Source organism: Phenylobacterium sp. (assembly GCF_036677185.1).
Taxonomy (GTDB): Bacteria; Pseudomonadota; Alphaproteobacteria; order Caulobacterales; family Caulobacteraceae; genus Phenylobacterium.
In genome coordinates, this window is sequence record NZ_JAKFEN010000012.1 from 318,310 (window position 1) to 336,511 (window position 18,202).

At 68.9% G+C, this 18,202-nt stretch carries 19 protein-coding genes; 11 read left to right on the plus strand and 8 right to left on the minus strand.

Features of this window, described 5'->3' with window-relative positions:
* From trbE to V6M51_RS03060, 8 genes are read left to right on the plus strand one after another with little or no spacing between them, the layout of a single operon-like run.
* Positions 1-2,457 (plus strand): conjugal transfer protein TrbE, encoded by a 2,457-nt coding sequence (gene trbE, locus V6M51_RS03025; protein ID WP_332764517.1) that lies wholly within the window; start codon positions 1-3, stop codon positions 2,455-2,457.
* Entirely contained in the window at positions 2,454-3,203 is a 750-nt protein-coding gene (trbJ, locus tag V6M51_RS03030) for a P-type conjugative transfer protein TrbJ (RefSeq protein ID WP_332764519.1), read from the plus strand. The genes trbE and trbJ overlap by 4 nt, the downstream gene beginning before the upstream one ends.
* A complete protein-coding gene (trbK-alt, locus tag V6M51_RS03035) occupies positions 3,200-3,463 on the plus strand; it encodes a putative entry exclusion protein TrbK-alt (protein ID WP_332764521.1) in 264 nt (87 codons plus the stop codon). Before trbJ ends, trbK-alt begins: the two co-directional genes overlap by 4 nt.
* Positions 3,460-4,719, plus strand: coding sequence for a P-type conjugative transfer protein TrbL (trbL, locus tag V6M51_RS03040; RefSeq protein ID WP_332764522.1), 1,260 nt, complete (start codon positions 3,460-3,462; stop codon positions 4,717-4,719). Before trbK-alt ends, trbL begins: the two co-directional genes overlap by 4 nt.
* Entirely contained in the window at positions 4,716-5,402 is a 687-nt protein-coding gene (gene trbF / locus V6M51_RS03045; RefSeq protein ID WP_332764524.1) for a conjugal transfer protein TrbF, read from the plus strand. The genes trbL and trbF overlap by 4 nt, the downstream gene beginning before the upstream one ends.
* Complete coding sequence (gene trbG / locus V6M51_RS03050; RefSeq protein WP_332764526.1) at positions 5,402-6,379, plus strand: P-type conjugative transfer protein TrbG; 978 nt, start codon at positions 5,402-5,404, stop codon at positions 6,377-6,379. The genes trbF and trbG overlap by 1 nt, the downstream gene beginning before the upstream one ends.
* A 5-nt stretch (positions 6,380-6,384) precedes the next feature.
* Entirely contained in the window at positions 6,385-7,563 is a 1,179-nt protein-coding gene (locus V6M51_RS03055; RefSeq protein WP_332764528.1) for a TrbI/VirB10 family protein, read from the plus strand.
* Between the two features lie 3 nt (positions 7,564-7,566).
* Positions 7,567-7,797, plus strand: coding sequence for a DUF2274 domain-containing protein (locus V6M51_RS03060; protein ID WP_332764529.1), 231 nt, complete (start codon positions 7,567-7,569; stop codon positions 7,795-7,797).
* On the opposite strand, the gene V6M51_RS03065 is transcribed toward V6M51_RS03060, so the two are convergent.
* The 5 genes from V6M51_RS03065 to V6M51_RS03085 all read right to left on the minus strand — a co-directional run bounded on the left by V6M51_RS03065 (position 7,757) and on the right by V6M51_RS03085 (position 12,613).
* Positions 7,757-8,701 (minus strand): LysR family transcriptional regulator, encoded by a 945-nt coding sequence (locus V6M51_RS03065; protein WP_332764531.1) that lies wholly within the window; start codon positions 8,699-8,701, stop codon positions 7,757-7,759. The genes V6M51_RS03060 and V6M51_RS03065 overlap by 41 nt on opposite strands.
* Before the next feature lie 372 nt (positions 8,702-9,073).
* Positions 9,074-10,135 carry an L-threonine 3-dehydrogenase gene (gene tdh, locus V6M51_RS03070; protein ID WP_332764533.1) on the minus strand — a complete coding sequence of 354 codons (1,062 nt, stop codon included), beginning with the start codon at positions 10,133-10,135 and terminating at the stop codon, positions 9,074-9,076.
* On the minus strand, positions 10,132-11,376 hold the full coding sequence (locus tag V6M51_RS03075; protein WP_332764535.1) for a glycine C-acetyltransferase: 1,245 nt from the start codon (positions 11,374-11,376) through the stop codon (positions 10,132-10,134). The genes tdh and V6M51_RS03075 overlap by 4 nt, the downstream gene beginning before the upstream one ends.
* Complete coding sequence (locus V6M51_RS03080; protein WP_332764717.1) at positions 11,373-12,341, minus strand: YeiH family protein; 969 nt, start codon at positions 12,339-12,341, stop codon at positions 11,373-11,375. Before V6M51_RS03080 ends, V6M51_RS03075 begins: the two co-directional genes overlap by 4 nt.
* Positions 12,342-12,388: 47 nt before the next feature.
* The gene (locus V6M51_RS03085) at positions 12,389-12,613 is read right to left on the minus strand and encodes a DUF6356 family protein (RefSeq protein ID WP_332764536.1); all 225 of its coding nucleotides are present in this window, start codon (positions 12,611-12,613) and stop codon (positions 12,389-12,391) included.
* Between the two features lie 116 nt (positions 12,614-12,729).
* Here V6M51_RS03085 and V6M51_RS03090 point away from each other — a divergent pair, with 116 nt between their 5' ends.
* Both V6M51_RS03090 and V6M51_RS03095 read left to right on the plus strand, forming a co-directional pair.
* The gene (locus V6M51_RS03090) at positions 12,730-13,194 is read left to right on the plus strand and encodes an Lrp/AsnC family transcriptional regulator (RefSeq protein WP_332764538.1); all 465 of its coding nucleotides are present in this window, start codon (positions 12,730-12,732) and stop codon (positions 13,192-13,194) included.
* An 11-nt stretch (positions 13,195-13,205) separates the two neighbouring features.
* The gene (locus tag V6M51_RS03095; protein ID WP_332764539.1) at positions 13,206-13,664 is read left to right on the plus strand and encodes a RidA family protein; all 459 of its coding nucleotides are present in this window, start codon (positions 13,206-13,208) and stop codon (positions 13,662-13,664) included.
* A 12-nt stretch (positions 13,665-13,676) separates the two neighbouring features.
* Here V6M51_RS03095 and V6M51_RS03100 read toward each other — a convergent pair whose 3' ends face one another.
* A complete protein-coding gene (locus V6M51_RS03100; RefSeq protein ID WP_332764540.1) occupies positions 13,677-15,272 on the minus strand; it encodes an ABC transporter substrate-binding protein in 1,596 nt (531 codons plus the stop codon).
* A gap of 163 nt (positions 15,273-15,435) precedes the next feature.
* On the opposite strand from V6M51_RS03100, the gene V6M51_RS03105 reads away from it, so the two are divergent.
* Positions 15,436-16,266, plus strand: a complete 831-nt coding sequence (locus tag V6M51_RS03105; protein ID WP_332764542.1) for an alpha/beta hydrolase — start codon at positions 15,436-15,438, stop codon at positions 16,264-16,266.
* Positions 16,267-16,293: 27 nt separating this feature from the next.
* Here the strand turns inward: V6M51_RS03105 and V6M51_RS03110 are convergent, their stop codons facing one another.
* Positions 16,294-17,559 carry a peptide MFS transporter gene (locus V6M51_RS03110; RefSeq protein WP_332764544.1) on the minus strand — a complete coding sequence of 422 codons (1,266 nt, stop codon included), beginning with the start codon at positions 17,557-17,559 and terminating at the stop codon, positions 16,294-16,296.
* A complete protein-coding gene (locus V6M51_RS03115) occupies positions 17,556-18,185 on the minus strand; it encodes a glutathione S-transferase family protein (protein WP_332764546.1) in 630 nt (209 codons plus the stop codon). Before V6M51_RS03115 ends, V6M51_RS03110 begins: the two co-directional genes overlap by 4 nt.
* Between the last annotated feature and the right edge of the window lie 17 nt (positions 18,186-18,202).

The window sequence follows — 18,202 nt, forward strand, 5'->3', positions numbered from 1 at the left end:
ATGCTCGATCTTCGCGAATACCGCCGCAAGGCCGCGGTCCTGGCCGACTTCCTGCCCTGGGCGGGGCTGGTCGCCGAGGGCGTGGTCCTCAACAAGGACGGCAGCTTCCAGCGCACTGCGCGCTTCCGGGGACCGGACCTGGACTCGGCGACGGCGGCCGAGCTGGTGGCCGCGGCCGCGCGGCTCAACAGCGTCTTCCGCCGGCTCGGCTCCGGCTGGGCAGTGTTCGTCGAGGCCCAGCGCGTGGCGGCGGACACCTACCCGCAGAGCACGTTCCCGGATCCCGTGTCGCAATTGGTCGACGAGGAGCGTCGCGCGCAGTTCGAGGAGGCCGGCGCCCACTTCGAGAGCCGCTACTTCCTGACTTTCCTCTTCCTGCCGCCGGCCGAGCGCACCGCCACGGCGGAGCGCTGGCTCTACGAAGGCGGGGAGGGGCGTCAGGTCGACTGGCGCGAGGTGCTGCGCGGGTTCGTCGACCGCACGGATCGCATCCTGGCGCTGGTCGAGGGTTTCGCGGCCGAAGTGGCCTGGCTCTCCGACCGCGAGACCCTGGGCTACCTGCACGCCACGGTCTCGACCAACCGCCAGCAGGTGCGCGTGCCCGAGACGCCGATGCAGCTCGACCTGCTGCTGGCCGACCAGCCCCTGGCCGGCGGCCTTGAGCCGAGGCTCGGGGCCGCGCACCTGCGCGTACTCACCATCAGCGGCTTTCCGACGGAGACCTGGCCGGGGCTGCTCGACGAGCTTAACCGCCTGGCCTTCCCCTACCGCTGGGCGACGCGGGCCATCTGCCTGGACAAAACCGATGCCGCCAGGCTCGTCGGCCGCATCCGCCGACAGTGGTTCTCCAAGCGCAAGTCGATCGCCGCCATCCTCAAGGAGGTGCTGACCAACGAGGCGTCGGCGCTGGTCGATACTGACGCCGAGAACAAGGCGCTCGACGCCGACGCCGCCCTGCAGGATCTGGGCGCCGACCTGGTTGGCCACGCCTATGTCACGGCCACGGTCGTGGTGTGGGACGACATCGCCGCCACCGCCGACGCCAAGCTGCGGCTGGTCGAGAAGGTGATCCAGGCGCGCGACTTCACCTGCATGGTGGAGACCGTCAACGCGGTGGACGCCTGGCTAGGCTCGCTGCCGGGGCACGCCTACGCCAACGTCCGCCAGCCGCCGATCTCGACCCTGAACCTCGCCCACATGATCCCGCTATCGGCGGTCTGGGCTGGGCCCGAGCGCAACGACCACCTGGGCGGACCGCCGCTCCTCCACGGGCGGACCGAAGGCTCGACGCCGTTCCGGCTATCGACCCATGTCGGCGACGTCGGCCACACCCTGGTGGTCGGCCCCACCGGCGCCGGCAAGAGCGTCCTGCTGGCCTTGATGGCCCTGCAGTTTCGGCGCTATCCGGGTGCCCAGGTGTTCGCCTTCGATTTCGGCGGCTCGATCCGTGCCGCAGCGCTCGCCATGGGCGGCGACTTCCACGACCTGGGCGGCGCGCTCGCCGATACGGGCGAGGCTGGCGTAGCTCTGCAGCCGCTGGCCGGGATTGACGGCCCGGCCGAGCGCAACTGGGCGGCGGAATGGCTCGCTGCCTTGCTGGCCCGCGAAGGCGTCGCCGTCACGCCGGAGGCCAAGGATCACCTCTGGTCGGCGCTCGGCAGCCTGGCCTCCGCGCCGGCGACCGAACGCACGCTAACCGGCCTTTCGGTCCTGCTGCAGTCCGTGGCGTTGAAGCGCGCCTTGCAGCCCTACACCGTGGCCGGCCCCTGGGGCCGGCTGCTGGATGCCGAGACGGAGCGGGTAGGGGAGGCCGACGTCCAGGCCTTCGAGACCGAGGGGCTGGTCGGCTCCGCGGCCGCCCCGGCGGTGCTGGCCTATCTCTTCCACCGCATCGAAGGCCGCCTCGACGGCCGGCCCAGCCTGGTGATCGTCGACGAGGGCTGGCTTGCCCTGGACGATGCCACCTTCGGTGCGCAGTTGCGCGAGTGGTTGAAGACCCTGCGCAAGAAGAACGCTTCGGTGGTCTTCGCCACCCAGTCCCTGGCCGACATCGAGGCCAGCGCCATCGCGCCGGCCATCATCGAGAGCTGTCCGACCCGGCTCTTCCTGCCCAACGAGCGCGCCCTCGAGCCGCAGATCGCCGCCATCTATCGCCGCTTCGGGCTGAACGACCGGCAGATCGAGATCCTCAGCCGGGCGACGCCCAAGCGCGACTACTACTGCCAGTCCCGCCGCGGCAATCGGCTGTTCGAGCTGGGCCTCGGCCCAGTGGCGCTCGCCTTCTGCGCCGCGTCTTCCAAGACCGACCAAGCCGCCATCGCCGCCACGCTCGCCGAGCACGGCGCCGTGGGCTTTGCGGCCGCCTGGCTGCGCCGGCGCGGCCTGCCCTGGGCGGCCGACCTGCTGCCGCCTGTCCCCCTCATTCCATCCGATCCAACCCGGGAGCTTCAGCCATGACCCACCGTCCTCTTCGCCGCCTCCTCCTGGCAGGCGTCGTCGTCCTATCTTTGGGTGTCGCCGCCCCACCGGCGATGGCGGTCACCGGCATCGTCTACGACCCGACCAACTTCGCGCAGAACCTTCTGCAGGCGGCCCACGCCTTCGAGCAGATCCAGAACCAGATCCGCTCGCTGCAGAACGAAGCCACCATGCTGCTCAACGAGGCGAAGAACCTCCAGACGTTGCCGTTCTCGGCCCTGCAGGCTCTCCAGCAGGACATGAGCCAGATCACCGGGCTCCTCGGCCAGGCGTCCCGCGTCGCCTACGACGTCCAGGCGATCAAGCGCGAGTTCCAGCAGAACTACCCCACGGCCTTCAGCGCCAGCGCCACCGACCAGTCCCTGACCGTTTCGGCTCAGGCCCGTTGGCTCAACTCGATCGAGGCCTTCCAGCACGTCCTCGACGTCCAGGCCGGCGTCGTCGGAACGCTGGCCTCGACCCAGGGCCAGGCGGGCGACCTGGTCGGCGAGAGCCAGGGCGCGGTCGGCGCGCTGCAGGCGACCCAGGCCGGCAATCAGTTGTTGGCGCTGCAGTCCAAGCAACTGGCCGACCTGACGGCCCTGCTGGCCGCGCAGGGGCGGGCCGAAGCTCTGGAGCAGGCGCGGCAGGCCGAGAGCGCGGCGGAAGCCAAAGAGCGCATGCGCCGCTTCCTGGGAACCGGCCAGGGCTATCAGCCCCAGCCCGTGAAGATGTTCTACCCATGAGCCCGCTCGACCCCTTGAAGCTGGCTCGCCTGGGCGCGTTGGCGTTCGCCATCGGGGCCGCGCTGGCGGCGGCCCTGGCCGTCGGCGGCAAGGCCCCGCCGGCCGGCGTCCGCCCCGCCGTGGCGTCCACGACCTCGCTTTCGGCCGAACTCGACCGCTGCCGGGCGCTGGGCGCGGCGGCGCAGGGCGACCGCCTGTGCCGAGAGGCTTGGCGGACGAGCCGCGAGCAGTTTCTGAGCGTGCCGGGAGGACGGCCATGACCGACACCGGCGTCGTCGACCAGTTCCTGGCGGTCTTCACCCGCTACATCGACTCGGGCTTCGGGCTCATTCGCGGGGACGTGGCGTCGCTGGCCCAGATCCTGGTCGCCATAGACGTGGTCCTGGCCGCGCTCTTCTGGGCCTGGGCGCCGGGCGAGGACATCTTGGCCAGGCTGGTCAAGAAGACCCTCTATGTCGGGTTCTTCGCCTTCCTGATCGGCAACTTCAACGGCCTCGCGAAGATCATCTACTTGAGTTTCTCGGGTCTCGGCCTGAAGGCCGCCGGCGCCGGCATGTCGGCGTCGGACTTCCTCCACCCCGGCAAGATCGCCCAGGCCGGCATCGACGCCGGCAAGCCGATGCTCGAAGCCGCCGGGCAACTTTCGGGCTTTCCGGGGTTCTTCGAGAACTTCGTCCAGATCGCCGTGCTGCTGCTGGCGTTCGTCATCGTGCTGATCGCCTTCTTCATCCTGGCGGTACAGCTCTTCGTCACGCTCATCGAGTTCAAGCTCACCACCCTGGCCGGCTTCGTGCTGGTGCCCTTCGGCCTCTTCGGCCGGACCGCCTTCCTGGCCGAGCGGGTGCTGGGCAATGTCGTGGCCTCCGGCGTCAAGGTGCTGGTGCTGGCGATCATCGTCGGCATCGGCTCGACCCTGTTCAGCCAGTTCGTGCAAACTTTCTCCGGGACCCAGCCCAGCCTCGAGCAGGTGCTGGCCACCGCGCTGGCGGCCATCTGTCTCCTGGGACTCGGCATCTTCGGGCCCGGCATCGCCACGGGCCTGGTCTCCGGCGCGCCGCAACTGGGCGCCGGCGCCGCGGTCGGCACGGCGCTGACGGTCGGCGGCCTGGGCATGGCCGGCGCCATGGGCGTGCGAGCCGCTGTCGGCGCCGCTGGCTCCCTCCGCGCGGCCGCCGCCGGCGCGTCGGCCGTTCGTCCCGGGCCAGGCGGCTCCGGTGGAGGCAGCCAGCGTCCGCCGCCGCCAGGTCCGCCTTCGGGCAGTCCCGGCGGTGGCCCCGCGGGGTCAGCTCCGTCCTCAGGCGGCGCCCCACGGTCGCAAGGTGCAGCAACGTCCGCGCCGGCTGGTGGCGCGGCATCATCCGACACCGCCTCCGAGCGCGGCGTCCCGGCCTGGGCCCGCCGCCTGGAAGCGTTGCGGGGCGTGACCCACGGCGTCGGGACCGCAGCCCACGCCGTCCGTTCCGGCGACACCGCCGGCGGCGCGACTTCCGTCTCCCTGTCCGAGGAAAATCCATGATCCCCTTCAAGCGAAGCGACGTGCGCTACGGCCGCACCCCCGCGCCCGAGACACCCTACCAGCGGGCCGGCCAGGCCTGGGACGAGCGCATCGGCTCGGCCCGCGTGCAGGCCCGCAACTGGCGGCTCATGGCGTTCGGTTGCCTGGCCCTGGCCAGCGCCACGACCGGCGGGCTTCTCTGGCAGTCGGCGCGCGGCACGGTGACGCCCTGGGTCGTGCAGGTGGATCGGCTGGGCCGCGCCCAGGCGGTGGAGCCCGCCGCCTATGGCTATCGGCCGGCCGACCCGCAGATCGCCTGGCACCTGGCCCAGTTCATCCAGGACGTCCGCGGAATCCCGGCGGACCCCGTGGTGCTGCGCCAGGACTGGCTGCGCGCCTACGACTACACCACCGACAGGGGCGCCGTGGCGCTCAACGACTATGCGCGCGCCGCCGACCCGTTCGGCAAGATCGGCCGCACTCAGGTCGCGGTCGACGTCTCCAGCGTGATCCGCGCCTCACCGACCAGCTTCCGCGTGGCCTGGACCGAGCGCCGCTACGAGGAGGGCAACCTCGCCGCCACGGAGCGCTGGACCGCCATTCTCACCATCGTCCTGCAACCCCCTCACGACGCCGACGGCCTGCGCAAGAACCCGCTCGGCGTCTTCGTCCACGCCCTCGACTGGTCCAAGGAGCTCAACTGATGCGCCGACTATCCTCCCTGCTTCTCGTGTCCGTGGCGCTTCCCGGCTTGTCGGCCTGCGCAGCGCTGCATCCCCAGCCGACGCTCGCAGCTGAGGCCCCGGCGGTGTTGCAGCCGGATCCGCCCCGGCGCTTGATGGTCGTGCCGATCCCGATGCCTCTGCCGCTGCCCGGCCAACTCAAGCCCCTGGCGCCGACGCCCAAGTCGCCGCCGGATGCCCGTGCTCCCGCTGTGCGCGTGGCTGCTGCGAACGCGGCGGCGCGGGTGGAGCCCAGCCAGTCCGGCTACATCAATGCGGTGCAGGTCTATCCCTGGGCCGAGGGCGCGCTCTACCAGGTCTATGCGTCGCCGGGCCGGGTGACCGACATCGCCCTGCAGCCTGGCGAGCAACTCGCCGGCTCCGGGCCGGTGGCGGCCGGCGACACGGTGCGCTGGATCATCGGCGACACCGAGAGCGGCGAAGGCGTGGCCAGGCGCGTCCACATCCTGGTTAAGCCGACCGACCCGAAGCTCGTCACCAACCTGGTGATCAACACCGATCGGCGGACCTATCACCTGGAGCTGCGGGCGACGCCGGAGACCTACATGGCCTCGGTGTCCTGGCGCTATCCACAGGACGAGCTGATCGCGCTGACGGCGTCGGCGCGGGCGAGTGAGCAAGCCGCGCCGGTCGCCCAGGGCGTCGACCTCGACAGGCTGAACTTCGGCTACCGGATCGAGGGCAAGGCCCCGTGGCGGCCGGTGAGGGTGTTCGACGATGGCCAGCAGGTGTTCATCGAGTTCCCGCCGCAGGTAGGACAGGGGGAGATGCCGCCGCTCTTCGTCCTCGGCGCCAAGGGCGGTTCGGCCGAACTCGTCAACTACCGAGTCCGCGGCCGGCGCATGATCGTCGACCGGCTGTTCGCCGCCGCGGAGCTTCGCCTGGGCAGCAAGGGCGACAAGCAGAGCGTCCGCATTGTCCGCGCCGAGCCTCGGTAGTCGGCATGACCCAGGATCATGACTCAGAGAAGGCCATTGCAGCCGAGCTGCGCCTGCGTGGCGACCCGCCGCGGGTTACGCGCCTGTCCCGCAAGGCGCTGATGGTGTTGAGCACCGGCGCGGTGCTTGCGGTCGCCGGCGCCGTCGCGGTGGCGATGCAAGGCCAGTCCGGGAAGGGGCCGAAGGCCGAACTCTTCGCCACCGACGCCAAGCCGCCGGCCGACGCGCTCGCGGCGCTGCCGAAGGACTATGCCGGCCTGGCGAAGGACACGCCCCGCCTGGGCCCGCCGCTGCCCGGCGACCTGGGGCGGCCGATCCTCAATGCGCAGGCCGGCGGCGGTGTCGCGCCGATGATCGGTAGTCCCCCGGCCAGCGCGGCCTCGCCCCCGGATCCGGTGCGCCAGCAACGCGACCAGGAGCGGCAGGCCGCGCGCACCAGCCGCCTGTTCGCGACGAGCGATCAGAGCGCCCCGGTGGGGGAGGGCGCGACCAGCCTGGGCCTCGCGACAGCGCCGACCCCGACGGCCGCAGCGGCCGCCCAGGTCGATCGCAAGCAGGCCTTCCTCGACGCGTCGGCCGATCTCCGAACCGCGAGCAGCCATCGGCTGGAGCCGCCGGTCTCACCCAATGTGCTCCAGGCCGGGGCGGTCATCCCGGCCGCGCTTGTCACCGGCATCCGGTCCGACCTGCCGGGGCAGGTGACCGCCCAGGTGACCGAGAACGTCTACGACAGCCCGACCGGCCGGATCCTGCTGATCCCGCAGGGGGCAAAGCTGGTCGGGACCTACGACAGCCAGGTCGAATTCGGCCAGGGCCGGGTGCTGCTCGCCTGGACGCGCCTGATCCTGCCGGGCGGCCGATCGATCATCCTCGACCGCCAGCCCGCAGGCGACGCGCAAGGCTTCGCCGGCCTTGAGGACCGCGTCGACCGACATTGGAAGCAGCTTGTTTCGGCGGCGATGATCTCCACCCTGCTCGGCGTGGGGACGGAGCTCGGGTCCGGAAGCGACGACAGCGATGTCGTCCGCGCGCTTCGGCAAGGCGCGGCCAACTCGGTCAGCCAGACCGGCCAGCAAGTCGTGGGCAGGAGCCTCGACGTCCAGCCCACCCTCACCATCCGGCCGGGCTTCCCGGTGCGGGTGCTGCTGACGCGAGACCTGGTGCTCGAGCCCACCCGGAACTGAGACATGGCCAAGCTCAAACTCTCCGTCGTCCTTGACGACAAGCCGGTCCGCATCGCCGTCGACCTGCCAGCCGACACCCACCGAATGCTGGTGGCCTACGCCGAGGCGCTGGCGCGCGAGAGCGGCCAGTCTGTCGAGCCGAACCGGCTCGTGGCGCCGATGCTCGCGCGGTTCATGGAAACCGATCGCGCCTTCACCCGGGGGCGGAAGGCGACGCCGGCCTCGCCTGGTTGACCCGCAGCCAGTCCCGGGCGATCGCCAGCAGGCGTCGGAGCGCCGGATTGTCCCGATCGCGCCGGTATATGGCGGCCACGGCGACCTCGGCGGTCGGCTCGCCGATGCGGACGAACCGCACGCCGGTGCGCCCCATGCGCGCGAGGCTCTCTGGCACGATGGCGACGCCCTCGCCTTCGGCGACCAGGGCGACGAGGCTCTCGCGCGAGCAGTCGTGGAACTGGACCTCGGGAGGCGGGATTCCCGCCTTCTCGAGGACCGGAAAGAGCAGGTCGAGCTCGGCTTCCGGCCGCGCCAGGAGAATCTGGCCTGAGAGCGCCGCCCAGGTCGCGGTATCGCTGCTGGCCTGGCCCTCCGGGACCGCCAAATAGAGAGCCTCGGACCAGAGCGGCTCGAACACCAGCGCAGGATCGGGGGATCGCCAGCTCGCGACCCAGGCGCAATCCAGTTCGTGGCCGATCACCTTGTGGACCAGCTCGGTAGTCCCAAGCTCAGCCAGCTGAACCTTCACGCCGGGGTGCAGGTCGCGCAGCCGGCCCAGGATGCTCCTCGCCGGTGGGGCCGCAAACGAGCCGACGAAACCCAGTCGCAAGCAACCCGTGCGAACCACGCCAAAATCCCGGGCTTCGCTGACGGCGGTCCGTACAAGGGCCTGGACCTGGGACATGCGCGCTAGCAGCTGCCGGCCGGCGTCGGTCGCCCGCACCCCGGATCCATGCCTTTCGAACAGCGAGACGCCGACGCGATCCTCAAGGTCGCGAACTTGCCGGCTTACGGTCGACTGGTGGACGCCCAGGGTCCGGGCGGCGGCGCTGAAACTGCCGGTGCGCGCGACCACCACAAGCACAGTGAAGGCCTGGGAAAGCAGGGAGTCACCACAGCCGAAGTCTTCCGCCCTGGTCATGGCCCCGCTAGCGCTCCGGGCTCACGGCAATCCGCCAGCTCCAGATTTCCGGATCGTGGGTGTCGAAGCTCCATTCATCGCTCGTGCGGATTCTGAACGCTGCTGCCTTCACATCAGCCCCCCCGAGCCTCGGAGGACCGGCGGGAGTTCGTCCCACTGGGCCCTAGGCTTGGAACGACACCGGCCGGGTGACACCCGCGTACCGGTTCGCCTGGACCTTCAGGCCGCCTTGCAGCGGGTGCATGTAGCTCTCCGGCTTGGGGTGAGTGTGCTCCGGGTTTGACCGAAGCTGCGGCCGTCCGGAAAATTGGAACGGATCGCCCATCTTGCCACGGCTCCCAAATTGCCACGACAGCGCCACCGCCGCTCGCCCTACCAGCGCAGGACCACCTTGCCCGACTGTCCCGACCCCATGATGTCGAAGCCCTCCTGGAACCTCTCGATGGGCAGTCGATGAGTGATGAATGCCTCAAGGTCGAAACCTTGGTGCAGGAGTCCGAGCATGCGTCGCCAGGTGCCGAACATCTCGCGTCCGTAGACGCCGCGGATGGTCAGAGCCTTCATGATGATCGTCGACCAGTTCGTGTCGATCGATTGGCTCGGCAGGCCGAGCAAGGCGAGACGGCCGCCCATCTTGAGCGCGTCAACGGCCTGGCCGAACGCACTCGCGGCGCCCGACATCTCCAGGGCGACGTCGAAGCCGCCTTGCATTTTCTCCAGCGTCATCGCCTCGCAAAGGGATTGCGTGGCGACGTTCACCGGCCGGACATCCGCCAGCCGCGAAGCGAGGTCGAGGCGGTAAGGGTTGACGTCGGTGACCACGACACTTCGGGCTCCGCAGCGTCGTGCGACCGCCGCCGCCATGATCCCGATCGGGCCCGCGCCGGTGACCAGGACGTCCATCCCAACCAGATCGTACTGCTGGGCGGTGTGCACGGCGTTGCCGAACGGGTCCAGTAGCGCGGCGGCGTCCATCGATACGGCTTCAGGCAATGCGACGACGTTGAACGCGGGCACGCAGACATACTCCGCGAACGCGCCCTGTCGGTTGACGCCCAGGCCCACGGTATTGGGGTCGAGATGGAACAGGCCGGCGCGGGCGGCGTCGCTGTCAAGGTCGATGATATGGCCCTCCGCGGTCACGCGATCGCCCACCGCGACCCGCCGGGTCACACGTGAGCCAACCTCGACAACCTCGCCGCCAAACTCATGGCCGAACACCATCGGTGGCCGCACGTTCGCAGCCGCCCAGTCATCCCAGCCGTAGATGTGCATGTCGGTTCCGCAGATGGCGTTGCTGCGCACCTTGATCAGCACGTCCTCCGGCCCAGGCTCTGGTATCGGCGTATTAGTCATCCAGACGCCTCTGCGCGCCTCGAGTTTCGACAGCGCGCGCATGCCGGCGGATCCATTGTCCGTCTGGGAGAGCGTCATGGGATGACTCCAAGTCTACGGCCGGCGTTCGCGAAGGCGGTCAGGGCCTGGGCGATGTCATCGTGGCTATGCGCCGCTGATACCTGCGTACGGATTCGCGCCTGGCCCAGGGGGACGACGGGAAAGGAAAAGCCCGTCGCCAGGAGGCCCTCGTCCAGCAGCGCGGCGGCCATCTGCTGCGCGAGCCTCGCATCGCCCAGCATCACCGGCGCGATCGGATGGGCGCCCGGGAGCAGCGAGAACCCGAGGCCTTGGAGCCCTTGGCGAAGCGCCACCGCGTTCTCGCCGAGGCGCTGTCGCAGGAGATCACCATCCTCGCCGCCCGCGATTTCGATCGCGGCCATCGCCGCGCCGCAGATCGATGGCGATAGGGCGTTCGAGAACAGGTAGGGGCGCGATCGCTGGCGCAGCAGATCGACCACTGGCTTTGCCGCCGCGACGAACCCGCCCATCGCTCCGCCGAGAGCCTTCCCGAACGTACCGGTGAGGATGTCGACCGGATGCACCCCGGCATGGACGGGTGTTCCCCGCCCCGCCGGGCCGACAAAGCCGGTGGCGTGGCAGTCGTCGACCATCAACAGGGCGCCGTACCGCGCGGCCAGCGCCGACATGCCCGCGAGGTCGGCGAGGTAGCCGTCCATGGAGAAGACGCCGTCGGTCGCGATGAGGATGGTCCGCGCGCCCGCCGCCCGCGCTTCCTTGAGGCGAAGCTCCAGCTCATTCAGGTCGCGGTTCGCGAACCGGAAGCGCCGGGCCTTCGAAAGCCTGACGCCGTCGATGATCGAAGCGTGGTTCAGCGCGTCCGAGACGACGGCGTCCTCCGGACCCAGCAGCGTTTCGAACAATCCGCCGTTGGCGTCGAAGGCGGCCGGGAACAGGATGGAATCTTCGTAGCCGAGGTACCGGGCGAGGGATTCCTCTAGGTCCTTGTGAAGACGGTTCGTCCCGCAGATGAAGCGCACCGAGGCGAGGCCGGCACCCCATTGTGCGGTCGCTATCGTCGCCGCCTCCAAGACGGCCGGGTGGGACGCCAGCCCGAGATAGTTGTTGGCGCAGAGGTTGACGACTTCAAGGAGGCCATCGCGGCCTTCCACGCGGATGCGGGGGCCTTGTGGCGAGGCGAGCACGCGCTCCGGCTTCAGCAGGCCTTGTGCCTCGAGCTCCTCAAGTTCGTTGCTGATCCGCGACTGGAACGCGTCCCGTCCCTGAGAAAGGGCGGAAAAAGGACTTCGAGGCGTCATGGAATTCCCAGCGAGAGGGCCGCCGCGACGCCGCCCGCCAGCAGGCCGCTCGTGACGATGAGAAGGGAGAGTGGCCGCCACCCGGCGCTCAGGAGGTCCCTGGGTCGGGTCCGCAAGCCCAGGGCGACGATGGCCACAAGCAGGAGCGTCCGGCCTGCTCCACCAATCGCCTCGCCCGCCGCGTCACCGATCCAACCGACGGACCGCGCCGCGGCGAGTGCGGCGAAGGCGATGAGAAACCAGGGCAGTGCTGCGGCCCTGCTGCTGGTGCGATCATCGCGAAACAGCAGCCCGATCAAGTAGACGGCCGGCAGCAGGCAAGCGACACGCGCCAGTTTGACCGCGACCGCTGACTGCCCCACCGGGTCGGAGACCGCGAAACCGGCGCCGGCGACCTGCGCGACGTCGTGGATGGTCGCGCCCAGGAACACGGCCGTCTGTTGAGGCGTGTAGTTCAGCAGGACAGCGAGCAGCGGGTAGGCGAGCATCGCCAGGGTGCTGAGGACGGTGACCCCGGCGACTACCAGCGGCAAGCCGCGGCGGACATCCTCCCGCTCGGGAAGGGCGGCGGCGATGGCGAGCGCGGCCGACGCACCGCAAATCGCGACGGCGCCGGCGCAGAGGACCGAGAAGCCCCAACCCAGCTTGAGCGACCGGCCCACAGCGGCGCCCAGGACGATGGTGGCCGCGACGGCGAGGATGACCAGCAGGCCGACGCCGGGCCCCAGTTGGTCGAGTTGCGCCCATGTCAGCTTGGCGCCAAGGCAGGCGACGCCCAGCCGCAGCAGCGTCTTGGCCGCAAGGGCGATGCCCGGCGCGAGCGCCGGCCGATCCGCGACGGCCGACGCGAGGAAGCCCATCGCAAGCGCCAGCAGCATGCCGGGGAGGCCGGTCGCCGCGCCAAGCCAGTCCGCGACAGCAGCGAGGGCGACGCAGAGGAGAATCCCCGGCGTGGCGGCTTGCACCCACTTCAAGCGGGCCAGCGTTGTGGCGTGGGGGGACGCGATGTGGGTCACACGCTGCCCTGCGGGCCTCGCCGATGAGCGACCATCCTGCTGTGCAGGTCAGTGATCGTCCGGCTGGCGTGCGTCTGAAGAAGCGCGGGAATTAGCGCGTGGATCGCGCAGGCGGCGGCGGCGCCGGCCAGCCGCCAGGCGAAGCCAAGGGCCACCCGCTGATGCTGACGATAGGTTTCCCCCACTGACCGCGGATGGTCGGTGAACACGCGCTCTAACATCTGGAGCTCCAAGCCTCTGCGTGCCTGAAGCTACGGAGGTCCGTGCGGACTGAGTTCCCAATTTGCGGTGGCGGCGCGTTGAAGCCGGTGACGCCGTCCCAAGCCAGAGTGCTTTCGTGGAACTCGATCCCTTCGACCTAAAGATCCTTGCGCACCTTCAGTCGGACTCCTCCGTCACGCTGACCGAGTTGGCCGACGCGATCTGCTTATCGAGGAACGCCTGCTGGCGACGTGTCCAGAGGCTGGAGGCCGAGGGCATCATCCGAAAGCGGGTAGCGTTGCTCGATCGGGATCGCCTCGGGAGGAGCGGCACCGTCTTCGTCTCCATCCGGACAAACGACCACTCCGAGGAATGGACGACGAAGTTCATCCGGGCGGTCGGACGCGTGCCTCAGGTCGTCGAAGCCTACCGAATGTCGGGCGATGTCGACTACCTGCTCAAGGTCATCGTCGCCGACATCCGCGAGTTCGACCGGGTCTACCAGGCCCTGATCCATGAGATCGGCCTGTCCGACGTGAATTCGAGCTTCGCGATGGAATGCCTCAAGGAAACCACGGCCGTGCCGCTGGTCTGCGCATAGGGAAATTGAGAATGGCGACGCCGGCCGACCGACTTCTGGCTTTGGGTCTAACCCTACCAACGCCGAGTGTACCGATCGCAAGCTATCAGCCCTGCGTGCGTGACGGAAACCTGGCGCACATCTCCGGCCAGCTTTCCGCCACCGCGGAGAGATCGGTGAAGGGCGTTGTCGGGATCGAGGTCGACCTTTCGGCGGCGACGGCCGGCGCCCGGCTCTGCGGCCTCAATATCCTTGCCCAACTGGTGCGCGAGCTGGGCGATCTGGGTCGGGTCGAGCAGATCCTGAAGCTGAACGTCTTTGTGCAGGCCGGCTCGGACTTCGTGGACATCCCGAAGGTCGCCAACGGCTGCTCGGACCTGTTGGCCGAGGTGCTGGGAGAGGCCGGGCGGCACGCACGGTCGGCGGTGGGCGTGTACCGACTGCCGCTCAACTGCTCGGTCGAGGTCGACGCCCTCGTCAGGGTCTCCTGAGACCTTTGCACATCAGCGGGTCGGCCGTCTTTCGATCTCACGGTACCAGGGTCCGATGAAGGTGGAACGTAGGCCGACGATGTCGCGACCCGCCGCGAGCGTGCTGTAGCCCTGGACGATCGGGACGAATGGCGATTCCGCCGCCAGCCGATCTTGGGCTTCCGCGAACAGCCTCTCGCGCGCAGTCGACGGCGCGGGAGCCGCCAGCGTTGCGACTGTCTTCTGCAACTCGGCGGGCGGCTCCCAGTTCGCGCGCCAGCTCAGCAGGTGGGCGGCGCCGGCCTCCGGTCGATTGTCGGGATTGGTCGCGAAGAAGAACAGGACGAAGAAGCCATCCGGCGCACCGAAACCGAAATCGTTCACGACCGCCGTGTAGCGACGCGACCTGTGCAGGGTCGATAGGTGCTTGCCGGTGTATTGGCGAAGCGTGACGCGTACGCCGATCGAGGCTGCGGCGGCCTGGAACTGCTGCGCCAGTTCGATCGAGGGGAACTGCCCCGTGGTGATCAGCTCGAACTCGAGGCCTTCGCCCAGCCCGGCTTCCTTGAGGAGCTTGGCGGCCCGTTGCGGGTCGAATTCATAGGGGCGGAAGTCCTTGGGCGCTGCTCCCAAAGCTCCGGCGGGGAGGATCGACTGCCTGACGAAGCCGACACCCTGCACCAGCCGGGCCTCGACGCTGTCGTAGTCCACCAGCAGCTTCATCGCCGTGAGGACGCGAGGGTCCCGAAAGCGCGGATCGGCCTGGTTGAAGGCCAGGTAGTGGATTGTCGGGGAGGGTGACCGCACCAGCCGTGCGCGGGCGCCGGCCTGATAGGCCTTGATGTCCGATTCAGAGACCTCCGTCGCGATGTCCAGGTCACCCTTCTCGAGCATGATACGCTGGGAGGAAGACTCGGGGACGTGCCAGAAGACTATGCGGTCAGGCCCCGCGCTGTGCGCGGAATGGGGGTTCCTGGCCAGGACGATTGTACTGTTGGGGACCCACCCGGCGATCTGGTACGGGCCCGCGCACGCCGAGTGCGTCTTCAGCCAACGTGACCCGCCGTCTCCGTCCCTGGCGTGGGCCAGCACTTCCCTACGGTCGAGCACCGTCGCAAAACCCGCCCCGAAAACGGTGCCGATCAGGTCGATGTTGTAGGCGCCATCGAGGGTGATCTGGAGGGTTCGCGCATCGACCACTCGGATTGCCGTGTCGGCGTTCGCCGATGTCAGACCCCATTGCCCGAACCACTGGCTAGCGGCTTGCCCGCTTCGGACAGCGCGGCGAATGGACCAGCCGGCGTCTTCGGCCGTCACTGGGCGACCGGACGCAAATCGACGTCCCTGGGCGATGGTGAAGGTAATCGTGCGCCCGTCGGCTGACACCGACCACCGTTCGGCCACACCGGGGCCAATCCGCATCGGCGTCTCGAATACCGCCATCAGGAGCTGATCGCAGGCATTGCGCAGAATGACGTCCGCGGCCGGCTCGAAGATCGAAGCGGGATCGAGTGTCCGCACGCCATCGAGCGCCGCGCCGACCACCAGGGCTCGGGAGTCCGGCTTCAGGCCAACGCCTGGCGAGCAACTCGCGCCGCAAAGACCGGCCAGGACGACCGCTGCGATCACAGTTCGACGGAACAACTGCTTCCCCCCCTCCGCTGACAGGCCGGGCACTCTGACAACGATAGGCGCAGGGGGATTGGGACCGCCACTGGCGCCTTCGTTTCCCGCGGGTTCCGAAACTTCCCCGGCAGATCGTTTCAATCCGGACTCCAACACCGTGAGAGCCATGAACAGACGATCTTTCGCCTTCTCGGCCGCCGTCGCGCTGATTGCGACGCGGGCCCACGCACGCACCGGGCCAACGCCCAACTTCACAGCCAACGATGTCCTCGAAAGGACCCTTCCAACAGCGCCCCTCTCCGAATGGACCGATGCTCCCGGGAGGCGGCGCGAAGCCTTGCAGGTCGATGGCGCCGAACTCCGGGGATGGCGCTACGAAGGCGGCGACCCGCGTGGCCCGACCCTGGTCATCTTCGGGGGGAGTAACAACCTGATCCGCAACCACGACGCCGCGTACCGTGCATTGGCCAAAGGCGTCGGGGCGGTCGTCGCGTTCGACTATCGCGGATTCGGCTTCAGCACTGGTCGCGCCGCGGCCCTCCAGCTGCGGACCGACGGCGTCGCCATTGTCGATGCGGTGGCGAAGCGGTCGGACGGGCTCGGGAAGGTCATGGTCCTCGGCTACTCGATGGGCTCGATGATCGCGGCCTTTGTCGCCCGGGAACGCAGGATTGGTGGCTTGGTGCTTCTCGCCGGCCTTTCCCACCCTGACCTGATGGCGAAGCTCTACCCCGAGCGCCTGAAGGGCCTGGTGCCGGCCGCGGATGCTCTGGACTTCCTGGATGTGACGGCGTCGGTGCGACGCAGCCGGTCGCCTCTGCTCATCATCCATGGCGAGAAGGATGTGGCGGTGCGGATCGAGGAGGGCCGGGCGAACTATGAGGCCGCGGACCCCAGCTCAAGGTCTTTCGTGGAACTCACCGGTATCGGGCACGAAGACCTGCTCGCCAACGCCGACGTCCAGCGCGCCGTCGCGGCGTTCGGAAGGACGTTCTAGCGCAAAGGACCGGCGGCGGTGGACGGCCTATGGGTCCTTCGCCGCCGCCGGCGGGCGCCGGGAAAGCGCCAGCAGGCAGAGCGCCGCGCAGATCGACACCACGGCGGTCAATCCGAAGAACAGCGGAGGTGTAAGGCTGCTCCAGAGACCTCCAAGTTGCCCGCCCAGGAGATTGCCCCCGGCTGACGCCACGAACCAGATGGCGATCATCGTCGCCGCGCGGTGCACCGGAGCCAGCCGACCGAAGAGGCCAAGGCCGACCGGCAGGATCAAGAGCTCCCCAAGGGTGATCACGCCAAAGAACGCCAGCAGCCAGAGCCACGAGGAGGCATCCCCTCTGCTTTCTGCGGCAGCGACGGCGAGAGTCAGGTAGGCGCCGGCGACGACAAGCGCGCCCAGGGCCATGCGTCTGACGGTGGGGCCGACCGAACTGGGCGTAGGCCACCAAAGGGCGAGGAGCGGGGTGAAGAGAAAGACGCAGAGCGGATTGAGCGCCTGGAACCAGGCCATCGGTATGTCGAAGCCCGCCGAGACACTGCGATCGACACCACTATCGGTCCACACCGCAACGGTATTGCCGATCTGTTCGTAGGCGCCCCGGAAGATGACGACGGCCAGGATGACGCCGAACAGGAAGAGGTAAGGCGTCGCCGTATCGGATGAGGCGGTGGCCGCCGCCTGGCGCTCTTGGTGAGCTGGCTCGGCGGGCGGGAGCCACCTTGCCCCGCCCAGATAGATGGCCAGGGCGAGCACCATGCCCCCGCCGGCGACGCCGAAACCCCAGTGCCAACCAAGCAGTTCGCCGAGGCCGCCGCACACCAGCGGCGCGAAGAAGGCCCCCAGGTTGATGCCTGCGTAGTAGACGTTGTAGGCGATCATTCGTCGACCGTCGTCGGGCCGGTAGAGCCCGGCGATCTGGGCCGGTAGGCTGGGCAGGAACAGGCCGTTTCCGAGCGCGATCGCCGCCAACGCCGGAAAGAACAACGCCTCGCTGGTCATCATGAAGTGACCGATGGCCATGATCGAGCCGCCAAGCGCCACAGCCGTGCGCCGCGAGAGCCACCGGTCGGCGATCCAGCCCCCGATCACCGGCGTGAGGTAGGCCGCCGCGGTGTAGTAGCCGTAGATGGCGGAGGCGTCCCGCTGCGTCATCAGGAGCGTCTCGGTCATGTAATAGACCAGGATCGCCCGCATGCCGTAGTAGGAGAACTTCTCCCAGGTCTCAGTGAGAAAGAGGACGGTAAGCCCGGGAGGGTGGCCGAGGACGTCTCGTTGAGCTGCGTTCGACCTCATGCGGCTTGCGTCTCGCTCTGCAGCTGCGCCAGCACCTTCGACAGGCTGGACTGGGAGAGCGCCTGGTCAGACAGCTCGGCCACTCTGCGGGGCGGACTGAGATCGAGGCCGGTTCGCGTGCTGAACTCCGCGCCCAGAGCGACCGTCAGCCCCAGCCAAATATCGAGAAGCGTCATTTTATCGGCGAGCGCGAACTGTGCGGCCGGCAAGGTCTGCTCGAGCCATCGGTAGGCGTTGGCGATGCGCTCTCGCGAGCGCTCGACTTCGTCTTCGGTGTGGCGGCGGTCTGCGAGGCGCAGAATGTCGAACATGGCCGAGACGGCGTAGCTGTCCAGAAAGGCCATGCCCTGCCTACCGAGCCAGCGAAGCTCGGCTGACGCCGGTTCCAGCGGGCGCGCCGGATGTTCCTCCTCAAGCCGCAGCGCGATCAGCATGGACTCGTGCAGCCACAGCTCTTCGGAGGCGAACTTGACCGCTGGGACCCGGGCGACGGGATCCAGCGCGGCGTGCGCCCGCGAACCCAACCCGCCCGGAGGGCCGACCACTTCCGGCGACAGCTCCTTGTATTGAATCACGGTTCGAACACGGGCGCAGAAGAGCGATGTCGGAAGGTCGATGAATTGCATGCGGAGCGGTTTTCCCG